Annotated in this window: 13 protein-coding genes; 5 read left to right on the forward strand and 8 right to left on the reverse strand. The window is 68.4% G+C overall.

Annotated elements, in window-relative coordinates:
* Positions 1 to 349: 349 nt before the first annotated feature.
* Together NO345_RS02080 and NO345_RS02085 are read right to left on the reverse strand one after the other, a co-directional pair.
* Positions 350 to 1,669, reverse strand: coding sequence for a DUF5305 domain-containing protein (locus NO345_RS02080; protein ID WP_256296070.1), 1,320 nt, complete (start codon positions 1,667 to 1,669; stop codon positions 350 to 352).
* 120 nt (positions 1,670 to 1,789) lie between these two features.
* Positions 1,790 to 2,956 (reverse strand): CBS domain-containing protein, encoded by a 1,167-nt coding sequence (locus tag NO345_RS02085; protein WP_256296072.1) that lies wholly within the window; start codon positions 2,954 to 2,956, stop codon positions 1,790 to 1,792.
* A gap of 98 nt (positions 2,957 to 3,054) precedes the next feature.
* Here NO345_RS02085 and NO345_RS02090 point away from each other — a divergent pair, with 98 nt between their 5' ends.
* From NO345_RS02090 to NO345_RS02100, 3 genes are all read left to right on the forward strand, one after another.
* Positions 3,055 to 3,426, forward strand: a complete 372-nt coding sequence (locus NO345_RS02090) for a cupin domain-containing protein (protein WP_256296074.1) — start codon at positions 3,055 to 3,057, stop codon at positions 3,424 to 3,426.
* Between the two features lie 67 nt (positions 3,427 to 3,493).
* Positions 3,494 to 5,578: a DEAD/DEAH box helicase gene (locus tag NO345_RS02095; RefSeq protein ID WP_256296075.1), complete on the forward strand. Its 2,085-nt coding sequence runs from the start codon at positions 3,494 to 3,496 to the stop codon at positions 5,576 to 5,578.
* A 529-nt stretch (positions 5,579 to 6,107) separates the two neighbouring features.
* Positions 6,108 to 7,859 (forward strand): excinuclease ABC subunit C, encoded by a 1,752-nt coding sequence (locus NO345_RS02100; RefSeq protein WP_256296076.1) that lies wholly within the window; start codon positions 6,108 to 6,110, stop codon positions 7,857 to 7,859.
* Here the strand turns inward: NO345_RS02100 and NO345_RS02105 are convergent.
* The 4 genes from NO345_RS02105 to uvrB form a co-directional block, all read right to left on the reverse strand.
* Positions 7,856 to 8,587 carry a DUF4013 domain-containing protein gene (locus NO345_RS02105; RefSeq protein ID WP_256296077.1) on the reverse strand — a complete coding sequence of 244 codons (732 nt, stop codon included), beginning with the start codon at positions 8,585 to 8,587 and terminating at the stop codon, positions 7,856 to 7,858. The two genes, NO345_RS02100 and NO345_RS02105, sit on opposite strands and share 4 nt — an antisense overlap.
* A 71-nt stretch (positions 8,588 to 8,658) precedes the next feature.
* A complete protein-coding gene (locus NO345_RS02110) occupies positions 8,659 to 9,507 on the reverse strand; it encodes an ABC transporter permease (RefSeq protein WP_256296078.1) in 849 nt (282 codons plus the stop codon).
* Positions 9,507 to 10,481 carry an ABC transporter ATP-binding protein gene (locus tag NO345_RS02115; RefSeq protein WP_256296079.1) on the reverse strand — a complete coding sequence of 325 codons (975 nt, stop codon included), beginning with the start codon at positions 10,479 to 10,481 and terminating at the stop codon, positions 9,507 to 9,509. Before NO345_RS02115 ends, NO345_RS02110 begins: the two co-directional genes overlap by 1 nt.
* A 67-nt stretch (positions 10,482 to 10,548) precedes the next feature.
* Entirely contained in the window at positions 10,549 to 12,618 is a 2,070-nt protein-coding gene (gene uvrB / locus NO345_RS02120) for an excinuclease ABC subunit UvrB (protein WP_256296080.1), read from the reverse strand.
* Between the two features lie 170 nt (positions 12,619 to 12,788).
* On the opposite strand from uvrB, the gene serS reads away from it, so the two are divergent.
* Positions 12,789 to 14,165: a serine--tRNA ligase gene (serS, locus tag NO345_RS02125; protein ID WP_256296081.1), complete on the forward strand. Its 1,377-nt coding sequence runs from the start codon at positions 12,789 to 12,791 to the stop codon at positions 14,163 to 14,165.
* 54 nt (positions 14,166 to 14,219) lie between these two features.
* Positions 14,220 to 14,453 carry an SHOCT domain-containing protein gene (locus NO345_RS02130; RefSeq protein WP_256296082.1) on the forward strand — a complete coding sequence of 78 codons (234 nt, stop codon included), beginning with the start codon at positions 14,220 to 14,222 and terminating at the stop codon, positions 14,451 to 14,453.
* A 7-nt stretch (positions 14,454 to 14,460) separates the two neighbouring features.
* Here NO345_RS02130 and NO345_RS02135 read toward each other — a convergent pair whose 3' ends face one another.
* Together NO345_RS02135 and NO345_RS02140 are read right to left on the reverse strand one after the other, a co-directional pair.
* Positions 14,461 to 14,817 carry a nuclear transport factor 2 family protein gene (locus NO345_RS02135; RefSeq protein WP_256296084.1) on the reverse strand — a complete coding sequence of 119 codons (357 nt, stop codon included), beginning with the start codon at positions 14,815 to 14,817 and terminating at the stop codon, positions 14,461 to 14,463.
* A 71-nt stretch (positions 14,818 to 14,888) separates the two neighbouring features.
* On the reverse strand, positions 14,889 to 15,767 hold the full coding sequence (locus NO345_RS02140) for a redoxin domain-containing protein (protein WP_256296086.1): 879 nt from the start codon (positions 15,765 to 15,767) through the stop codon (positions 14,889 to 14,891).
* Between the last annotated feature and the right edge of the window lie 105 nt (positions 15,768 to 15,872).

Raw genomic sequence — 15,872 nt, forward strand, 5'->3', positions numbered from 1 at the left:
ACACGCGCAGCGGAGCGAGCAAGTCCGACCGAGGTTCGATTCTCGCACCCAGTCCTTTTCTCTCACCGGTGAGCGTGTGCGCTGGCAGACGTCCAGTGGAACCCATCGCGCCGCTCGACCGCTACGACGACGTCGCCGCCGCTAGCACGGTTCTCGCGGCGGTGTTGTCCGTCTCGACGGCGGTGCGTACCGGCCGTACGTACTCCTCCGTCTCGGTCTCGCCCTCGTCACGGTTGTCGTCGCCATATCCCGGCCCTCGCCAACGGACCGGGGTGCCGGGCTGGAGGACCACCGCCATAACCGACGCCAGAAGAAGCTGAAGATGGAGAGCGGTGGCTACGGCGGGTCGTCAGTCGTCGTCCTCCTCCGGGGTCGCGGTCGGGTCGTCGTCCCCGGCTCGCGTCGGGTCGGGTGCCTCCGCTCCGGCGTCGGCTTCGGTGCTTCCGTCGTCCGGTTCCTCGCTCCAGATTCCGCCCTCGGGCAGCACCGTTCCCTCTGAATCCGGGAACTCGAAGGTGCTCTCGTCGTCGCCCCCTCGTGTCCCCCCGGGAACCGCGAGCACGTCGTCGTGCGCGCCGGGTTCCGTTGGTGGTTCGTACACGTAGCAGAGCTCGCCGTCCGGGACGTAGAACCGGCCGTCGTCGTTCGACTCGATGACGCGGGAGTCGGTGTCGATGGCGACGTCCACGAGCCCCGTGAGCGAGTCCATCTCGACGGCCGTCCGTGACCGTATCGACTCGGGGACCGTTCCCGTGGAGATCCACTCCGCGAACTCCTCGCGCTCGGTCTCGAACTGCGAGCGGGCCAGCTCGGTATCGGTGGGAGCGATGCGCACGTCGCGGTATCGGGCCGCGACGCCCACGATCACGAGACCGAACGTGAGCAGCCAGAGGATGACCGAGCCAACGAGGGACACCGCGACGACAGGCCCGTTCGGCGGTTCGGTGACGGTCCGTCGTTCGGTGGCGGTCACCGGGGGCGCGTCGAGGCCCGACGGCTCGACACGGACGGCGGTGTCGTCACCGGTGAAGCGGATGCGGAGCCCGTCGGACTGATCGACGGCCCGCCCGGACACCTGTCCCCGTCTGTGGACCGTGGCCCGGAGGAACACCTGTGTCTCGCCGGCGCTGCTGTCGAGCGCGCGCTGGATGGCGTCCACGCGGTCGAACAGCGCGGTGGCATCGACGGCGTACGGAACGTGAAGCTGCTCGCCGCCCTCGAGCGTCTCGCTGGTGGTGTTCCGCGCGAACGTCCGCTCCCAGTAGACGGTCGTCTCGGTGTCCTGTTCGCTGGTGCTGTCCGACCCACCGCCACTGGCGACCGCTCGGATGACCACCGCCGTCTCGACGGTCGTGTTCAGCGTCGCGTCGCCCTGATGTCCGACGGTGACGTTGCCCGAGATGACCGGCGAGACGTTCGCGAAGTAGACCGGCCGGTTCTCGAGTCGCTCGCGGTCGTAGACGGGTGTCTCGGTGACGACGTCCGCACCGTGGCTGACCGACGCGGTCGGTTCGTACAGCGTCCGCTGTTCCGAGACCGTTCTCGACTGCGCCTGTACCGCGTCGGCGACGACGACACCGGCGACTGCGCTCGCGACGAGACAGACGACCAGCAGCGCCCGGTAGTTGTCTGCAATCAGTGCTCGGACACGCGTCCCTCCTCGAGTCACTCGGCGTCACCCCCCAGTTAGCGTGCCTCTCTGCTAACAATAAGCGTATACGTTGGTATGTCACGCACCCACCGGAGCCATTAGATATCGCCGAAAGACTCGGTGACTGGTTATCTCGGTCTACGTCTCCCGGACGGGCGCACGTCGACTCGGCTCGACCGAGCCGGTCTCCTGGACCACGTCGAAGGCGGTCATGAGGTCCGAGCGCGAGATGAGGCCGACGAGGTCGCCACCACGGACGACGAGCAGACGCCCGACGCTCTCGGACTGCATCGTCTGGAGCGCCTCCATCGCGTCGGCGTGTGGATCGATGGTGTGGAGCTCCCGCGTCATAATCTCCGTGACGGTGTAGGCGTCGCGCTCGACGGGTTTGATGTCACGTGCGTCCTCCAGCGTGACGAGCCCGACGAGGTTCCCACCGTCGTCCATCACCGGGTAGCCGGTGTGGCGCTCGGAGAACATCCGCGACATCAGCTCGGAGACGCTGGTGTCGGGCGTGACGGTGTGCAGCTCCGGTCCGGGCGTCATCACGTCACGGACCGTCACGCCCTCGAAGGCGGCCTTCATGACGACCTGCTGGGCCTCGGAGGACGCGCCGATGTAGATGAAGAAGGCGATACCGATGAGCAGCCACTGAAGGTTGAGCAGGCCGAACAGGCCCAGCAGGAGCGCGAACACCTTGCCGACCTCGGCGGCCATCTGCGTCGCCTTCGCGTACGGTCGGGTGCGAGCGAGCAGCGCGCGCAGGACCCGACCGCCGTCCATCGGGAAGCCCGGGAGCATGTTGAACAGCGCGAGCGCGACGTTCATCACGGCGAGGTAGCCGAGTACGAACCGCGCCGACGGGAGACCCTCGGGGACGGCGAGGAACGCGGCGTAGGAGACGGCCCCGACGGCGATGGAGACGACCGGGCCGGCGATGGCGATCTGGAGCTCTTGCTTCCAGTCCTCGGGCATCTCCGAGAGGGAGGCGATGCCGCCGAAGATCCAGAGCGTGATGGAGTCGATGGGGAACCCGTACCGCATCGCGACGACCGAGTGCCCGAGCTCGTGCAGTACGACGCCGACGAACAGGCCGATGGCGACCGAGAACCCGAGCACCCAGGGCATCCAGCCGGCCAGCAGCGGATCGACCGGCAGGTTGGCTCCCATCGTCTCGTTGAGGAGGTCCGTCACGGGTCCGACCTGCTGCTGGATGAGGAACGCAAAGAGCGGCAGCACCAGCAGGAACGTCAGGTCCAGCTTGATGGGGATGCCGAACACCGACCCGATCCTGAAGCTTCGCATGGTAGCGAGTAGCCGCCGGCCACTCTTAAATTGGGGGACGATGTCCGTCGGTCGGCGGGTCGAAACCCGTTAAGTGCCCCACGCACCTACCATCGTGCATGTCCGACCCGAAGCCGGTCATCCGCCGCAGCGACGACGTATCCTACGAGCCGGTCGACGCCGCCGACGGGCTGTCGAAGGGCGTGCTCATCGACGCCGACGACGGCGCACCGAACTTCGCCATCCGGCGGTTCACACTCGACGCCGGAGCCGAGGTGCCCAAGCACACGAACGCCGTCGAGCACGAGCAGTACGTGCTGGAAGGTGAGTACGTCGTCGGCATCGGCGACGAGGAGCACGTCGTCTCCGCCGGCGACTCCCTGCTGATTCCTGCGGGCGTCGTCCACTGGTACCGCAACGAGGGCGACACACAGGGCGCGTTCCTCTGTGCGGTGCCCAACGGCGACGACGAGATCCAGCTGCAGGAGTGACCGACCCCGCCGAGGTGCCCGAAGAAGTTCCGAACCCCTGAAATACCTCCCTCGCATACCGACTCGCGTGTCACGACAGGTCCAGCGCGTCGACACCCTGTTCCTCCACGAGGCCGGCAGGAGCTACCTCGCGGTCGTCGAGCGCGACGGCGAGCGCGTCTTCCGTGGGAAGCTCGAGCTCAAGGAGACGAACGCCGGCCCCCGGCCCGGGAAGTTCCGGCTCGTCCGCGATTCCAGCGAGGAGCCACGCAGCCCCGAGGAGTTCGTCGAGATCGCACGCCGCGCCGAGCGCATCCGCATCTCCGAGCAGACCACCCAGCGTGCACGGGAGGAGCTCCAGGCGATGCTCGACGGCTACCAGCTCGACGCGAAGGTCGTCCGGACCTGTCGCTACTGCGCCTCCGCCGGTCGGTACTCCCCGGTCACGACCGACACCGCGGTCAAGTCCGGCGACGACTGGATCTGCACCGACTGCGCCCGCCGCGAGCTCGAACAGGAGCTCGCGTTCCACGGCGAGTTCACGAGCGCCGCGAAGGAGCGCCTCGAGGAGCTGCTGCTCGACGTGCAGGACATCGAACGCATCAAGAACCTGCTCAAGGGCCAGCTCGACCCCGACCTGACGAAGTTCGACGAGATATCCGCGACGACGGACGACATCGACCTCGTCCCCGTCGACGACCTCGACCTGCACCCGGAGCTGCAGGGGCTGCTCGAACAGCGGTTCGACACCCTGCTGCCCGTCCAGAGCCTCGCCGTCGAGAACGGCCTGTTCGGCGAGCGAAGCGGCGACGCCCCCCGGGGGATGGGCGACGACCAGCTCGTCGTCAGCGCGACGGCGACCGGGAAGACGCTCATCGGCGAGCTCGCCGGGCTCCAGAACGTCCTCGACGGGAAGGGGAAGATGCTCTTCCTCGTCCCGCTGGTCGCCCTCGCGAACCAGAAGCACGAGGACTTCGCGGACGAGTACGGCGACCTCGTCGACGTCACCATCCGGGTCGGGGCGAGCCGCGTCAACGACTCCGGCTCCCGGTTCGACCCCGGCGCGGACGTCATCGTCGGCACCTACGAGGGCATCGACCACGCGCTGCGGACCGGCAAGGACCTCGGCGACATCGGGACCGTCGTCATCGACGAGGTCCACACGCTCAAGGAGGAGGGCCGGGGGCACCGCCTCGACGGGCTCATCTCCCGGCTGAAGCACTACAGCCAGCAGCGCCAGAAACAACGGTCGAGCTACGACGGCGCGCAGTGGGTCTACCTCTCCGCGACCGTCGGCAACCCCGCCGAACTGGGTCGTGCGCTCGAGGCGAAGCTCATCGAGTTCGAGGAGCGCCCGGTGCCCATCGAGCGCCACGTCACCTTCGCCGACGGGCGCGAGAAGCCCAGGATCATCAACCGGCTCGTCAAGCGCGAGTTCGACCGCGAGTCCTCCAAGGGCTACCGCGGGCAGACCATCGTCTTCACCAACTCGCGGCGGCGCTGTCACGAGATCTCCCGCAAGCTGGAGTACAGCGCCGCCCCCTACCACGCCGGGCTGGACTACGGCCGCCGGAAGAAGGTCGAACGGATGTTCGGCGACCAGGAGATCTCGGCGGTCGTCACCACGGCCGCGCTGGCGGCGGGCGTCGACTTCCCCGCCTCGCAGGTCATCTTCGACTCGCTCGCCATGGGAATCGAGTGGCTCTCCGTCCAGGAGTTCAGCCAGATGCTCGGGCGGGCGGGTCGCCCGGACTACCACGACCGCGGGAAGGTGTACATGCTCGTCGAGCCCGAGTGCACCTACCACAACTCCATGGAGATGTCCGAGGACGAGGTCGCGTTCAAGCTGCTGAAGGGCGAGATGGAGCCGGTCATCACCCGGTACGACGAGGACGCCGCCGTCGAGGAGACCCTGGCGAACGTCGCCGTCGCGGGTAAGTCCGCGAAGGCGCTCAACGACCGGATGCTCGGCGACATCCCCACGAAACACGCCGTCGGCAAGCTGCTCGAGTACGGCTTCATCGACGGCTTCGAGCCGACGCCGCTCGGGCGGGTGGTGTGCCAGCACTTCCTGACCCCGGGTGACGCGTTCGCGATCATCGACGGCATCCGGAAGGAGAAGCACCCGTATCAGGTGGTTGCTGACCTGGAGCTGCGCGAGACCGAGTTGTGAAGCTGTGTTTCTGATTTCTGGTGGAACTCCTGGCCTGGCGCCGCGGGTTCGGGGTGAGGTGTGGCGACATCGCTTCCGCAGCCGGGTGGCGCGCGGCTGGTGAACGTGCCGAGCCCCGCGAGGCCGTGAGCCATCCGCGCGAGGGATGAGAAGCGCAGCGGAGCGAGCATCGCAATCGGCTGGGGAGGCGTGAGGTGCGGTCGCGGCGGGTGTCCCCGTGAGCGAGCCTGCGAGCGAACGGGGGCTCGTCGGACCGCAGGTCCGACGGTGGGACTGAAAGGGGCGAGTCGCTGGAGGAAGGCGGCCGACGCAAGGACCGCAGGAACGAGGACCGGTCACGAGACGCTCGCGTCTCGTGAGCACACCAGAAATCTTCGATTTCTGGGGACGCAGCGAGGCCCCCGACTCCAGCGACTCGGAGCTTTCTGGCTGTTCGCGGTTCCAACGAGTCCTGCGACGCACCTGTTCCTCCAGACCATTCGCAGACGTAACCCCCATGCCGTCGCGCCACCTAATCCAATCAGAACCGATGGACGCGCAGACGGTCCGGGAGCACGCGAGCGACCTGCCCACTGAGCCGGGGGTCTACCAGTTCCTCGAGGGCGACACGGTGCTGTACGTCGGGAAGGCCGTGGACCTGCGCTCTCGCGTCCGGTCGTACGCGGACCCGCGCTCGGCGCGCATCGCGGGGATGGTCGAGCGCGCGGACGACCTCGACGTGGCCGTCACCGACACGGAGACGCAGGCGCTGCTGCTGGAGGCGAACCTCATCAAGCGCCATCAGCCGCGGTACAACGTGCGGCTGAAGGACGACAAGTCGTATCCCCTGGTGCAGCTGACCGACCACGAGTTCCCCCGCATCGAGGTGACGCGGGACCCGAACGAGGGCGCGACCGTCTTCGGCCCGTACACGAGCATGGGCACCGTCGAGACGGTCGTGAAGGCGCTGCGGGAGACGTTCGGCGTGCGGGGCTGTTCGGACCACAAGTTCGCGGGACGGGCGCGCCCCTGTCTGGACTACGAGATGGGGCTCTGCACCGCGCCCTGCACCGACGAGATAGCGAGAGAGGACTATATCGCCGACGTCGACTCGGTGACGCAGTTCTTCGCCGGCGAGACGGGCGTGCTGGCCGACCCGCTGTCCCGGGAGATGGAGCAGGCGGCGGCGAGCCAGTCGTTCGAGCGCGCGGCGAACCTGCGCGACCGGCTGGAGGTCGTCGAGTCGTTCCACGGGGGCGGCGGCGAGGCCGTCAGCGGCCGGGAAGAGTACGAGCGCTCGGTCGACGTGCTCGGGGTGGCGCTCCGGGGCGACGACGCGACCGTGGCGCGGCTCCACGCGGAGGGCGGCCAGCTCGTCGAGCGGGACCGGCACGCCGTCGCCGCGCCGGCGGGAACCGACCAGGAGGCGAGCGACGCCGTCCCGGCCGTGCTTGCGGCGTTCCTCGTGCAGTACTACGCGGAGCGGTCGCTGCCCGACGCCATCCTGCTCCCCGAGCACCACGGCGACGAGGAGGTGGCGGCGTGGCTCGACGCCGCGGACGTGGCGGTCCGGGTGCCGGGCGCGGGTCGGGAGGCGAAGCTGGTCGAGCTGGCGCTGAAGAACGCCCGCCGGAACGTCGGCCGCCGGGACGAGTCCGCCGCGCTCGCGGACGAACTCTGCCTCTCGCGGGTCTCTAGAATCGAGGGCTTCGACGTGAGCCACGCGCAGGGGAGAGCGGTCGTCGGCTCGAACGTCTGCTTCGTCGACGGCTCCGCCGAGAAGTCGGACTACCGGCGGAAGAAGCTCGACGAGACGAACGACGACTACGCGAACATGGCCGCCCTCGTGCGCTGGCGGGCCGAGCGCGCGCTCGAGGGCCGCGACGACCGGCCCGACCCGGACCTCCTCCTGATAGACGGCGGCGAGGGCCAGCTCTCGGCGGCAATGGATGCGCTCGAAGCGACGGGCTGGGACGTGCCCGCGGTCGCGCTCGCGAAGGCCGAGGAGCTGGTCATCACGCCCGACCGCACCCACGACTGGGACGACGACGCGCCGCAGCTCCACCTGCTCCAGCGCGTCCGCGACGAGGCCCACCGCTTCGCCGTGCAGTACCACCAGTCGGTTCGGGACGACGTGTCGACGGTGCTCGACGACGTGTCCGGCATCGGCCCGGCGACACGCCGGCGGCTGCTCGGACGGTTCGGCAGCGTCGAGAACGTGCGTGCGGCCAGCGTCGACGAGCTACTGGCCGTCGAGGGCGTCGGCGAGAAGACCGCGGAACGGCTGCGTCGGCGGCTCTAGTAGGCGTCGCCGGCCCGTGGGTCGCTGGTGCCTGGCGCAGCGCTCCCCGTCGTCGCGATGTCGCGGGCGACGGTGCCGAGGTAGTGGAAGATACCGGCCTGCAGGATGAACGCGAGCGGGAAGCCGACGAGCAGGAGCATCAGCGGGAGGATGACGAGGAACGCGAGGAAGTTCACGATGGCCGCGACGACCAGCGCGACGAAGTAGTCGACCGTGAACGCGATCTCGCGGATGGAGTCGAAGTCGAACGCAGCACTGAACTCCTCCTCGGTCGCGAGGCCGACGAGCGCGGCCGGCATCACGTAGTACGCGAGCAGCAACAGCAGGAGGGCGATGCCGCCGAGGACGAGCATGACGATGAGGCCGATGCCGCCACCCGCGGCCGCCCCACCCTCGCCGGCGGCGCTGCCGGCTGCCGCGCCGAAGGAGAACACGAAGAAGCCGAGGAAGAACAGCCCGAACAGGAGCATCATCGGTATCAGCGTGTACACGAGCGTGACGCCGAACATCAGTGCGCCGTCTTTCAGCAGGCTCTCCCAGTCCTCGAACTCGGGTGGGTTCGGGTCGTTCCGAGCGCCGGCACGCATCGACTGGAGGCTGTACCCGTTCACGATGAGCTGTGGAAGCAGCGGGATGATGGCCGAGGCGAGCAGCAGGCCACCACCGATGATGGCCCGCAGTAGCCCGTCCTCACCCTTCGTCGGGAACTTCAGTGAATCGACTACCATGGGTCGACGTCCAGCGGCCGGCTAAAAAATGTTCGGACATCGAAACGACGAAGCGAAATCACGGGGCAGGCTCAACCGAGCTCCGACCGGCGGAACGAGAGGTAGCCGACGGCGAGCGAGACGGCCGACCACGCGAGCATCACCAGGACGGCGAACCACGTCTGGTCGTGGAGCCTGTCGCTCTCGGGCTGGAAGTTCAGCTGGAACGCCTGGTACTGGTCGAACACCCCCGCGTACACCGGTTCGGTCGACTGGAGGTACGCCGTCGCGGGCGACATGATGGCGACGTAGCTCCGGGTGTTCTCGGAGATGGTCACCCCGAGCAGGCTCCCGACCGTGTCGAGGATGGTCCCGAGGTTGATGACCGGGAAGAAGCCGAACCAGAACACCACGAACACGAAGTACGCGCCGAGCGCGCCGAACATCGCACGCGACCGCGAGGAGGCGGCGGCGGAGATGGCGACGAAGATACTGACGAACGACACTGTGTAGACGAGCGAGACGCCGGTAAAGATGGCGAAGCGCTCGACGCTCGGGGCCTGCACGTACGTCGCGAACGCGACGACGAGTCCCACGAGCATTCCGAGGACGACGGCGGCGGCCGCGACGCTCAGCCGGGAGAGGAACTTCCCGAAGAAGTACTCGGCGCGGCTGTTCGGCAGCCCCATGACGTACTTGATGGTCCCATCCATCCGGTCGCCCGCGATGGAGAGGTACGCAAGCGGCGCGAGAAAGAGCGGGAAGACGAACGAGACGAACGCCGAGACGTCGAACAGCGTCCGGTAGGGCTCGTCGTAGATGCCGTACTCCGAGGCGAAGATCATCGCGACGAGCAGCGTGAACACGCCGATGACCGCCAGCACGATGGAGGAGCGCCTGGCGTTCGTGAAGTCGTCGCGGGCGATGGTGGCGAGGCGCATCAGTCCTCGCCTCCGGTGACGGCGGTGGCGTCTTCGGCGGTGGTCGCCTCGGCGGCCGTCGCATCCCGCCCGTGTTCACCGTTCGTGTACTGCTCGAACAGCGATTCGAGCGACGTGGTGTCGATACCGATGTCCGAGACGGTCGCGGCGTCGTCGATGCGTCGGAGCGCCGGCATCTTCGCCGCCGGCTCGGCGCAGGTCACGCGGACCACGTCGTCCTCCGCGGTCACGTCACGGACGCCCTCGACGGCCCGGACGGGGCCGAGGTCCGGCACCGCGTCGACCGTCGCCTCGACGACACCGCCGACGCCGAGCTGCTCGCGCAGGTTCCCCAGCGTGTCGAGCGCGACGAGCTCGCCCTTCGCCATGATGCCGACGCGGTCGCAGACCTTCTCGACCTGGTCGAGGATGTGGCTGGAGAAGAACACCGTCGCGCCGCGGTCGGTCTCCTCGCGGACGATGTCCCGGAGGAGCTTGATGCCCTTCGGGTCCAGTCCGGAGGAGGGTTCGTCGAGGACGAGCAGGTCCGGGTCGCCGACGAGCGCGATGGCCAGCCCGAGGCGCTGTTGCATCCCCTTCGAGTAGCCACCGGCGGCCCGCCGTGCGTCGCCGGCGTCGAGGCCGACCCGGTCGAGCAACTCGTCGGGGTCGTCGGCCGAACCCTTCGTCTCGATGGCCGAGACGAGGTGCTCGCGCCCGGTCAGGTTCTCGTAGAGGCCGTACCCCTCCGGGAGCAGGCCGATGCGCTCGCGGACGGACCGCGAGTGCGTCGTCACGTCCGCACCGAGCACCTCGGCTCCGCCGCTGGAGGGCTCGATGAAGCCGAGGAGCACGTTGATGGTCGTCGACTTCCCGGCCCCGTTCGGGCCGAGGAAGCCGAACACCTCCCCCTCCTCGACGGTCAGGTCGAGACCGTCGACCGCGACGACGTCACCGAACCGTCTGGTGAGGTCGTCTGTTCGTATCGCTGCCATGTACCTCGACGTACTCCCGTCCGTTCCTTATAAATGCCCGACGAGTTTCACGGCGAGCAACTGCCGCTCAGAACTCGGGGTCGGCCTCGGGCTCGATGGTGCCGTCGTCGGGGTCGTCGAGCGCCTCGAACTCCTGGCGCAGGTCGCGGATTCGGTCGCGGATGTCCGCGGCGAGCTCGAACTCGAGGTTGTTCGCGGCCTCCTGCATGCGGTCCTCGAGCCGCTGGATTCTGGCGGCGGCGGCCTCTGCGTCCTCCGGTGCGCCCTCGCTCGCCAGTCCGCCGGTGTCGGTCTCCGCGCCGGGGAGGCTCGTCTCGCCGACGTCCTTCTCGATGGTCGTCGGCGTGAAGCCGTGCTCCGCGTTGTACTGCTGCTGGATGCGCCGGCGGCGCTGGGTCTCCTCGATGGCGGCGTTCATCGCGTCGCTGCGGTCGTCGGCGTACAGCACCACCTCGCCGTTGACGTTCCGGGCCGCACGGCCCATCGTCTGCACGAGCATCGTCTCCGACCGCAGGAAGCCCTCCTGGTCGGCGTCGAGGATGGCGACGAGGCTCACCTCGGGGATGTCCAGCCCCTCCCGGAGCAGGTTGATGCCGACGAGCACGTCGATGTCGCCGAGTCGGAGCGCCCGGACCAGCTCGTGACGCTCCAGCGTGTCCGTCTCGTCGTGCATGTACGCCACGTCGACGCCCGACTCCTCGAGGAACTCCGTGAGGTCCTCGGCCATGCGCTTCGTGAGGGTGGTCACGAGCACGCGCTCGTCCTGCTCGACGCGCTCGTCGATGCGGTCCATCAGGTCGTCGACCTGCCCCGTCGCCGGCGCGACCTCGACGGCCGGGTCGACGAGGTGGGTCGGGCGGACGATCTGCTCCGCGACGTTGTCGCTGTGCTCGCGCTCGTAGTCGCCGGGCGTCGCCGAGACGTACAGCCGCTTGTCGGTCTTCTCCATGAACTCCTCGAACGTGAGCGGGCGGTTGTCGTACGCCGTCGGCAGCCGGAAGCCGTTCTCGACCAGCGAGTCCTTCCGGGACTTGTCGCCGGCGAACTGCCCCTTGACCTGCGGGAGGGTCTGGTGGGACTCGTCGATGACACAGAGGAAGTCGTCGGGGAAGTAGTCGAGCAGGGTGTACGGTGCCTCCCCGGACTCGCGGTCGGAGAGGTAGAGCGAGTAGTTCTCGATGCCCGAGCAGTAGCCCGTCTCCTGCATCATCTCCAGGTCGAACGTCGTGCGCTCCTCGATGCGCTGGGCCGCGACGGCGTCGCCCTTGCGCTCGAAGTAGCGCACCCGGTCGGCCATGTCCTCCTCGATCTGCTCCATCGCCCGTTCGAGGCGCTCCTCCGGGATGGAGTAGTGCTCCGCCGGGTGGACGAGCACGGCGGGCTCCTCGCTCACGACCTCGCCCTGCATCGGGTCCATCTTCACCATGCGGTCTATCTCGTCGCCCCACAGTTCGACGCGGACGGCGTACCGGCCGTACATCGGGTAGATCTCGACGGTGTCGCCGCGCACCCGGAACGTGCCCTGCGTGAAGTCCACGTCGTTGCGCTCGTAGTTCAGGTCGACCAGTCGGGCGAGCAGTTCGTCGCGACCCACCTGCTCGCCCACCTCCAGCCGCAGCGACATGTCCACGTAGTTCGCCGGGTCGCCGAGCCCGTAGATTGCCGACACGCTGGCGACGACGATGACGTCGTCCCGCGTCAGCAGCGAGCGCGTGGCCGAGTGCCGGAGCCGGTCGATCTCGTCGTTGATGGAGGCGTCCTTGTCGATGAAGGTGTCCGTCTGCTCGACGTACGCCTCCGGCTGGTAGTAGTCGTAGTAGCTGACGAAGTACTCGACCGCGTTGTCCGGGTACAGCTCGCGGAACTCCTCGTAGAGCTGTGCCGCCAGCGTCTTGTTGTGGGCGATGACCAGCGTCGGCTCCTGGAGCTCCTCGACGGTCCACGACACCGTGTTGGTCTTGCCCGACCCCGTCACCCCGAGCAGCGTCTGCTCGGTCGCACCGGACTCGAAGCCCGCGACCAGCGACTCGATGGCCTCGGGCTGGTCGCCTGCCGGCTCGAACGGTGCGTCCACCCGGAACGGTTTCTGGGCGTCCGGTCTGTCCGGAGAGAGAGGGCCGGAGTTGGCGTCGCTCATCTTGCCCGTCGTATGCGAGCCAGGGCAAAGAGTCGTGCGTTCGCGGGTGACGGTGGTCACAGCCGCCACCCCGCCCACCCGCTCCGCCCCACCGGAACACCGAGGGCGGTTGACACGCTCCAACACACATCCGATACGGTTTTCCCGACCCCACAGCAACCACCTTGCAAATGCTCGACCGCCGATACCTCCGGGAGAACCCCGAGGAAGTCCGCGAGAGCCTCGACGACCGGGGCTACGACGTGGACCTCGACGAGATCCTGGAACTGGACGCGGAGTGGCGCGAACTGAAAGCCGAAGGCGACGACCTCCGCCACGAGCGCAACGAGGTCAGCAGCAAGATCGGCCAGCTCAAGCAGGAGGGCGACGAGGAGGCGGCCCAGGAGGCCATCGAGCGGTCCAGCGAGCTGAAGGAGAGACTCCAGCGGGTCGAGGAACGCACCGACGAGCTGGAGGACGAACTCGACGAGGCGATGCTCGAACTGCCGCAGGTCCCCGACGACAGCGTCCCCGTCGGCGACGACGAGGCCGACAACGTCGAGGTCGAGCGCTGGGGGTTCGACGACCTGCGCGACCTGCCGGACGAGGTCACGCCGCACTACGACCTCGGCGAGGACCTCGACATCATCGACGAGGCCCGCGGCGCGAAGACGACGGGTGCCGGCTTCTACTTCCTCAAGGGCGACGGCGCGCGCCTCGAGCACGCACTCATCCAGTTCATGCTGGACGTCCACCGCGAGCAGGAGTACGTCGACGTGTTCCCGCCGGTCCCCGTGAAGTCGACCTCGATGCGCGGCACCGGCCAGCTCCCGAAGTTCAACGAGGACGCCTACCGCATCGGCGGCGACGAGTTCGACGCGTACGACGACGACGACCTCTGGCTCTGCCCCACCGCGGAGGTGCCGGTCACGAACATGTACCGCGACGACATCCTCCTCCGCGAGGACCTGCCCCTCAAGCATCAGGCGTACACGCCGAACTTCCGGCGCGAGGCGGGCGAGCACGGCACCGAGACCCGGGGCATCGTCCGCGTCCACCAGTTCAACAAGGTCGAACTCGTCAACTTCGTCGAGCCCGAGGAGAGCTACGACCGCCTCGACGCGCTCGTCGAGGAGGCCGCCGAGGTGCTCGAACGCCTCGGACTCCCGTATCGGGTGCTCGACCTCTGCACGGGCGACCTCACGTTCGCCTCCGCGAAGACGTACGACCTCGAGGTCTGGGCCCCCGGCACCGACAGCGAAGACGCCCCCGAGGGCATGGGCGGCCGCTGGCTGGAGGTCTCCAGCGCCTCGAACTTCGAGGCGTTCCAGGCGCGCCGGGCGGGCATCCGCTACCGTCCCGAACATCACGAGAGCGCGGAGTACCTGCACACGCTCAACGCCTCCGGCACCGCCGTCGGCCGCGTGATGGTCGCCATCCTCGAGTACTACCAGAACGAGGACGGCACCGTCGACGTGCCCGAACCCCTCCAGCCGTACATGGGCGGCACCGAGGTCATCGAGGGCCACGAGAAGGTCGGCGAGAGCGCGCTCGGCACCGACGAGTAACGCCCGACCCCGCCGCCGCGAAACGCTTTTTCGACGCGACGACGTTGCTATCGTATGTTCCCGCCCGCGTTCTTCGGCAGCGTCGGTGCTCCCGAGATCGTCATCATCCTGTTCGTCTTCTCCCTCCCGGTCGCGCTGGTGCTCCTCGCCGGCGTCATCCACGCCGCGCGTTCACAGCAGTCCAGCACGGACCGCGCACTCGAGGAGCTGCGCATCGCCTACGCCCGCGGCGAGATGGACGACGACGAGTTCGAACGCCGGAAACGGACGCTCGAGGGCGAGGACTGAGCCACCCTCACCGGGTGTACGTCTCGACGCGCTCGATCAGTCCGTCGGCGAGCGCGAACGCGTCGACGAACCGGAGCAGCACCTCGCCGTCCTCGCACACCCGACCACGGACGAGAACCGTGGGTCCGTCGCCGTCCTCGCCGTCGCCACCAGCACCGTCCAGCCGGAACCGACCCTCGAGCTCGTGGCTCGTCTCCGGGGACGGCCGGCCGTCGCGCATGAACCGGACGAACGACTCGCGGTCCTCGAACGTGCGGTCCGGTCGGTGCTGGACGAACGACGGCGAGAGGACCGCACGGAGCGTCTCGTAGTCGTGCTCGTCGAGCGCGCGGTAGTACGTCGCGACCGGGTCGTCGGTGGCCATACGACGGCTTCGGTCGCCGGCACCAGAAACCCGGCGGTCGGCGGCTGGTCGCCAACAGCCGACGCCGACGGCTACTCCTCCGGGAACAGCGACGACGGCGTCGGGAGCGCGTCGCCGGTGCTCGCTGCCTCGTGTGGCCCCTCCGCGTCGGCGCGGTACTCGTCGCCCAGCGGTTCGTCGTCGGCGGCGTAGTGCTCTGCCGACCGGGCGTACCAGCGGGCCGCCTGCCGGTAGTCGTCGGCACGGTCGCCGGCCTCCTGACACGCCACCTCGACGCGCTCGGACTCGGCGAACCGTTCGGCCGAGCGGAGGCTCTCGCTCGCCGCGTCGAAGTACGCAACCGCCTCGTCGAAGTGCTCGACCGCGCCACGCCACGCGCCGACCTCGTACTCGCTCCAGGCGGTCTCGAAGCGGTCCCGACCGGCTCCGAGGTGTTCGTACCCGCGGGCGTACCGCTGGACGGCGGTCCGGTCGTCGCGCACGTCGTCGATGGCCGCGCGGACCTCGCCCACGTCCGGGAGGACGGTCTGATCGTCGGCCGACCAGGCGTACCGTACCCGCTGGCGTTCGTCGACGACGAACACCGACCGTTTCGGGACGTTCCGGTGGCCGCGCCAGTCCGGCATGCAGACGCCGTACTCCGCAGCGACCTCGCCCATGCTGTCGGCCAGCAGCGGGTAGGTGATGTCGTACTCCTCGGCGAAGCGCCGGTGGCTGTACATCGAGTCGCCCGAGATACCGAACAGTGTCACGTCGGCATCCAGATTCAGCAGGTCCATATCCTGGAGCGTACAGAGCTCCTCGGTGCAGGTCGGGCTGAAGTCGGCCGGATAGAACGCGATGACGACGAGGTCCTCGCGGAGCGCCTCGACCAGCGAGTACTCGTCGAACTCGCCGTTCTCGACGCCGGGGAGGGAGAAGTTCGGGGCTTCGGAGCCGACGGAAAGCATGCACCAGTGTATCGACCCCGGCGACTTAACCGTGGTTGCTCACCAGACGGGGACCACGTCCCGACACCGCCGCCAGCCAACGGTTTTCACGCTTGCACGCCAAGA

It is taken from the genome of Haloarchaeobius salinus (assembly GCF_024464185.1).
Taxonomy (GTDB): domain Archaea; phylum Halobacteriota; class Halobacteria; order Halobacteriales; family Natrialbaceae; genus Haloarchaeobius; species Haloarchaeobius salinus.

What these genes read in the sequence shown, in the direction of transcription:
- NO345_RS02085 (WP_256296072.1), bottom strand. Translation starts at nt 2,956, where the DNA reads ATGCGAAGCTTCAGGATCGGGTCGGTGTTCGGCATCCCCATCAAGCTG.
- NO345_RS02090 (WP_256296074.1), top strand. Translation starts at nt 3,055, where the DNA reads ATGTCCGACCCGAAGCCGGTCATCCGCCGCAGCGACGACGTATCCTAC.
- NO345_RS02100 (WP_256296076.1), top strand. Translation starts at nt 6,108, where the DNA reads ATGGACGCGCAGACGGTCCGGGAGCACGCGAGCGACCTGCCCACTGAG.
- NO345_RS02105 (WP_256296077.1), bottom strand. Translation starts at nt 8,587, where the DNA reads ATGGTAGTCGATTCACTGAAGTTCCCGACGAAGGGTGAGGACGGGCTA.
- NO345_RS02110 (WP_256296078.1), bottom strand. Translation starts at nt 9,507, where the DNA reads ATGCGCCTCGCCACCATCGCCCGCGACGACTTCACGAACGCCAGGCGC.
- NO345_RS02115 (WP_256296079.1), bottom strand. Translation starts at nt 10,481, where the DNA reads ATGGCAGCGATACGAACAGACGACCTCACCAGACGGTTCGGTGACGTC.
- uvrB (WP_256296080.1), bottom strand. Translation starts at nt 12,618, where the DNA reads ATGAGCGACGCCAACTCCGGCCCTCTCTCTCCGGACAGACCGGACGCC.
- serS (WP_256296081.1), top strand. Translation starts at nt 12,789, where the DNA reads ATGCTCGACCGCCGATACCTCCGGGAGAACCCCGAGGAAGTCCGCGAG.
- NO345_RS02130 (WP_256296082.1), top strand. Translation starts at nt 14,220, where the DNA reads ATGTTCCCGCCCGCGTTCTTCGGCAGCGTCGGTGCTCCCGAGATCGTC.
- NO345_RS02135 (WP_256296084.1), bottom strand. Translation starts at nt 14,817, where the DNA reads ATGGCCACCGACGACCCGGTCGCGACGTACTACCGCGCGCTCGACGAG.
- NO345_RS02140 (WP_256296086.1), bottom strand. Translation starts at nt 15,767, where the DNA reads ATGCTTTCCGTCGGCTCCGAAGCCCCGAACTTCTCCCTCCCCGGCGTC.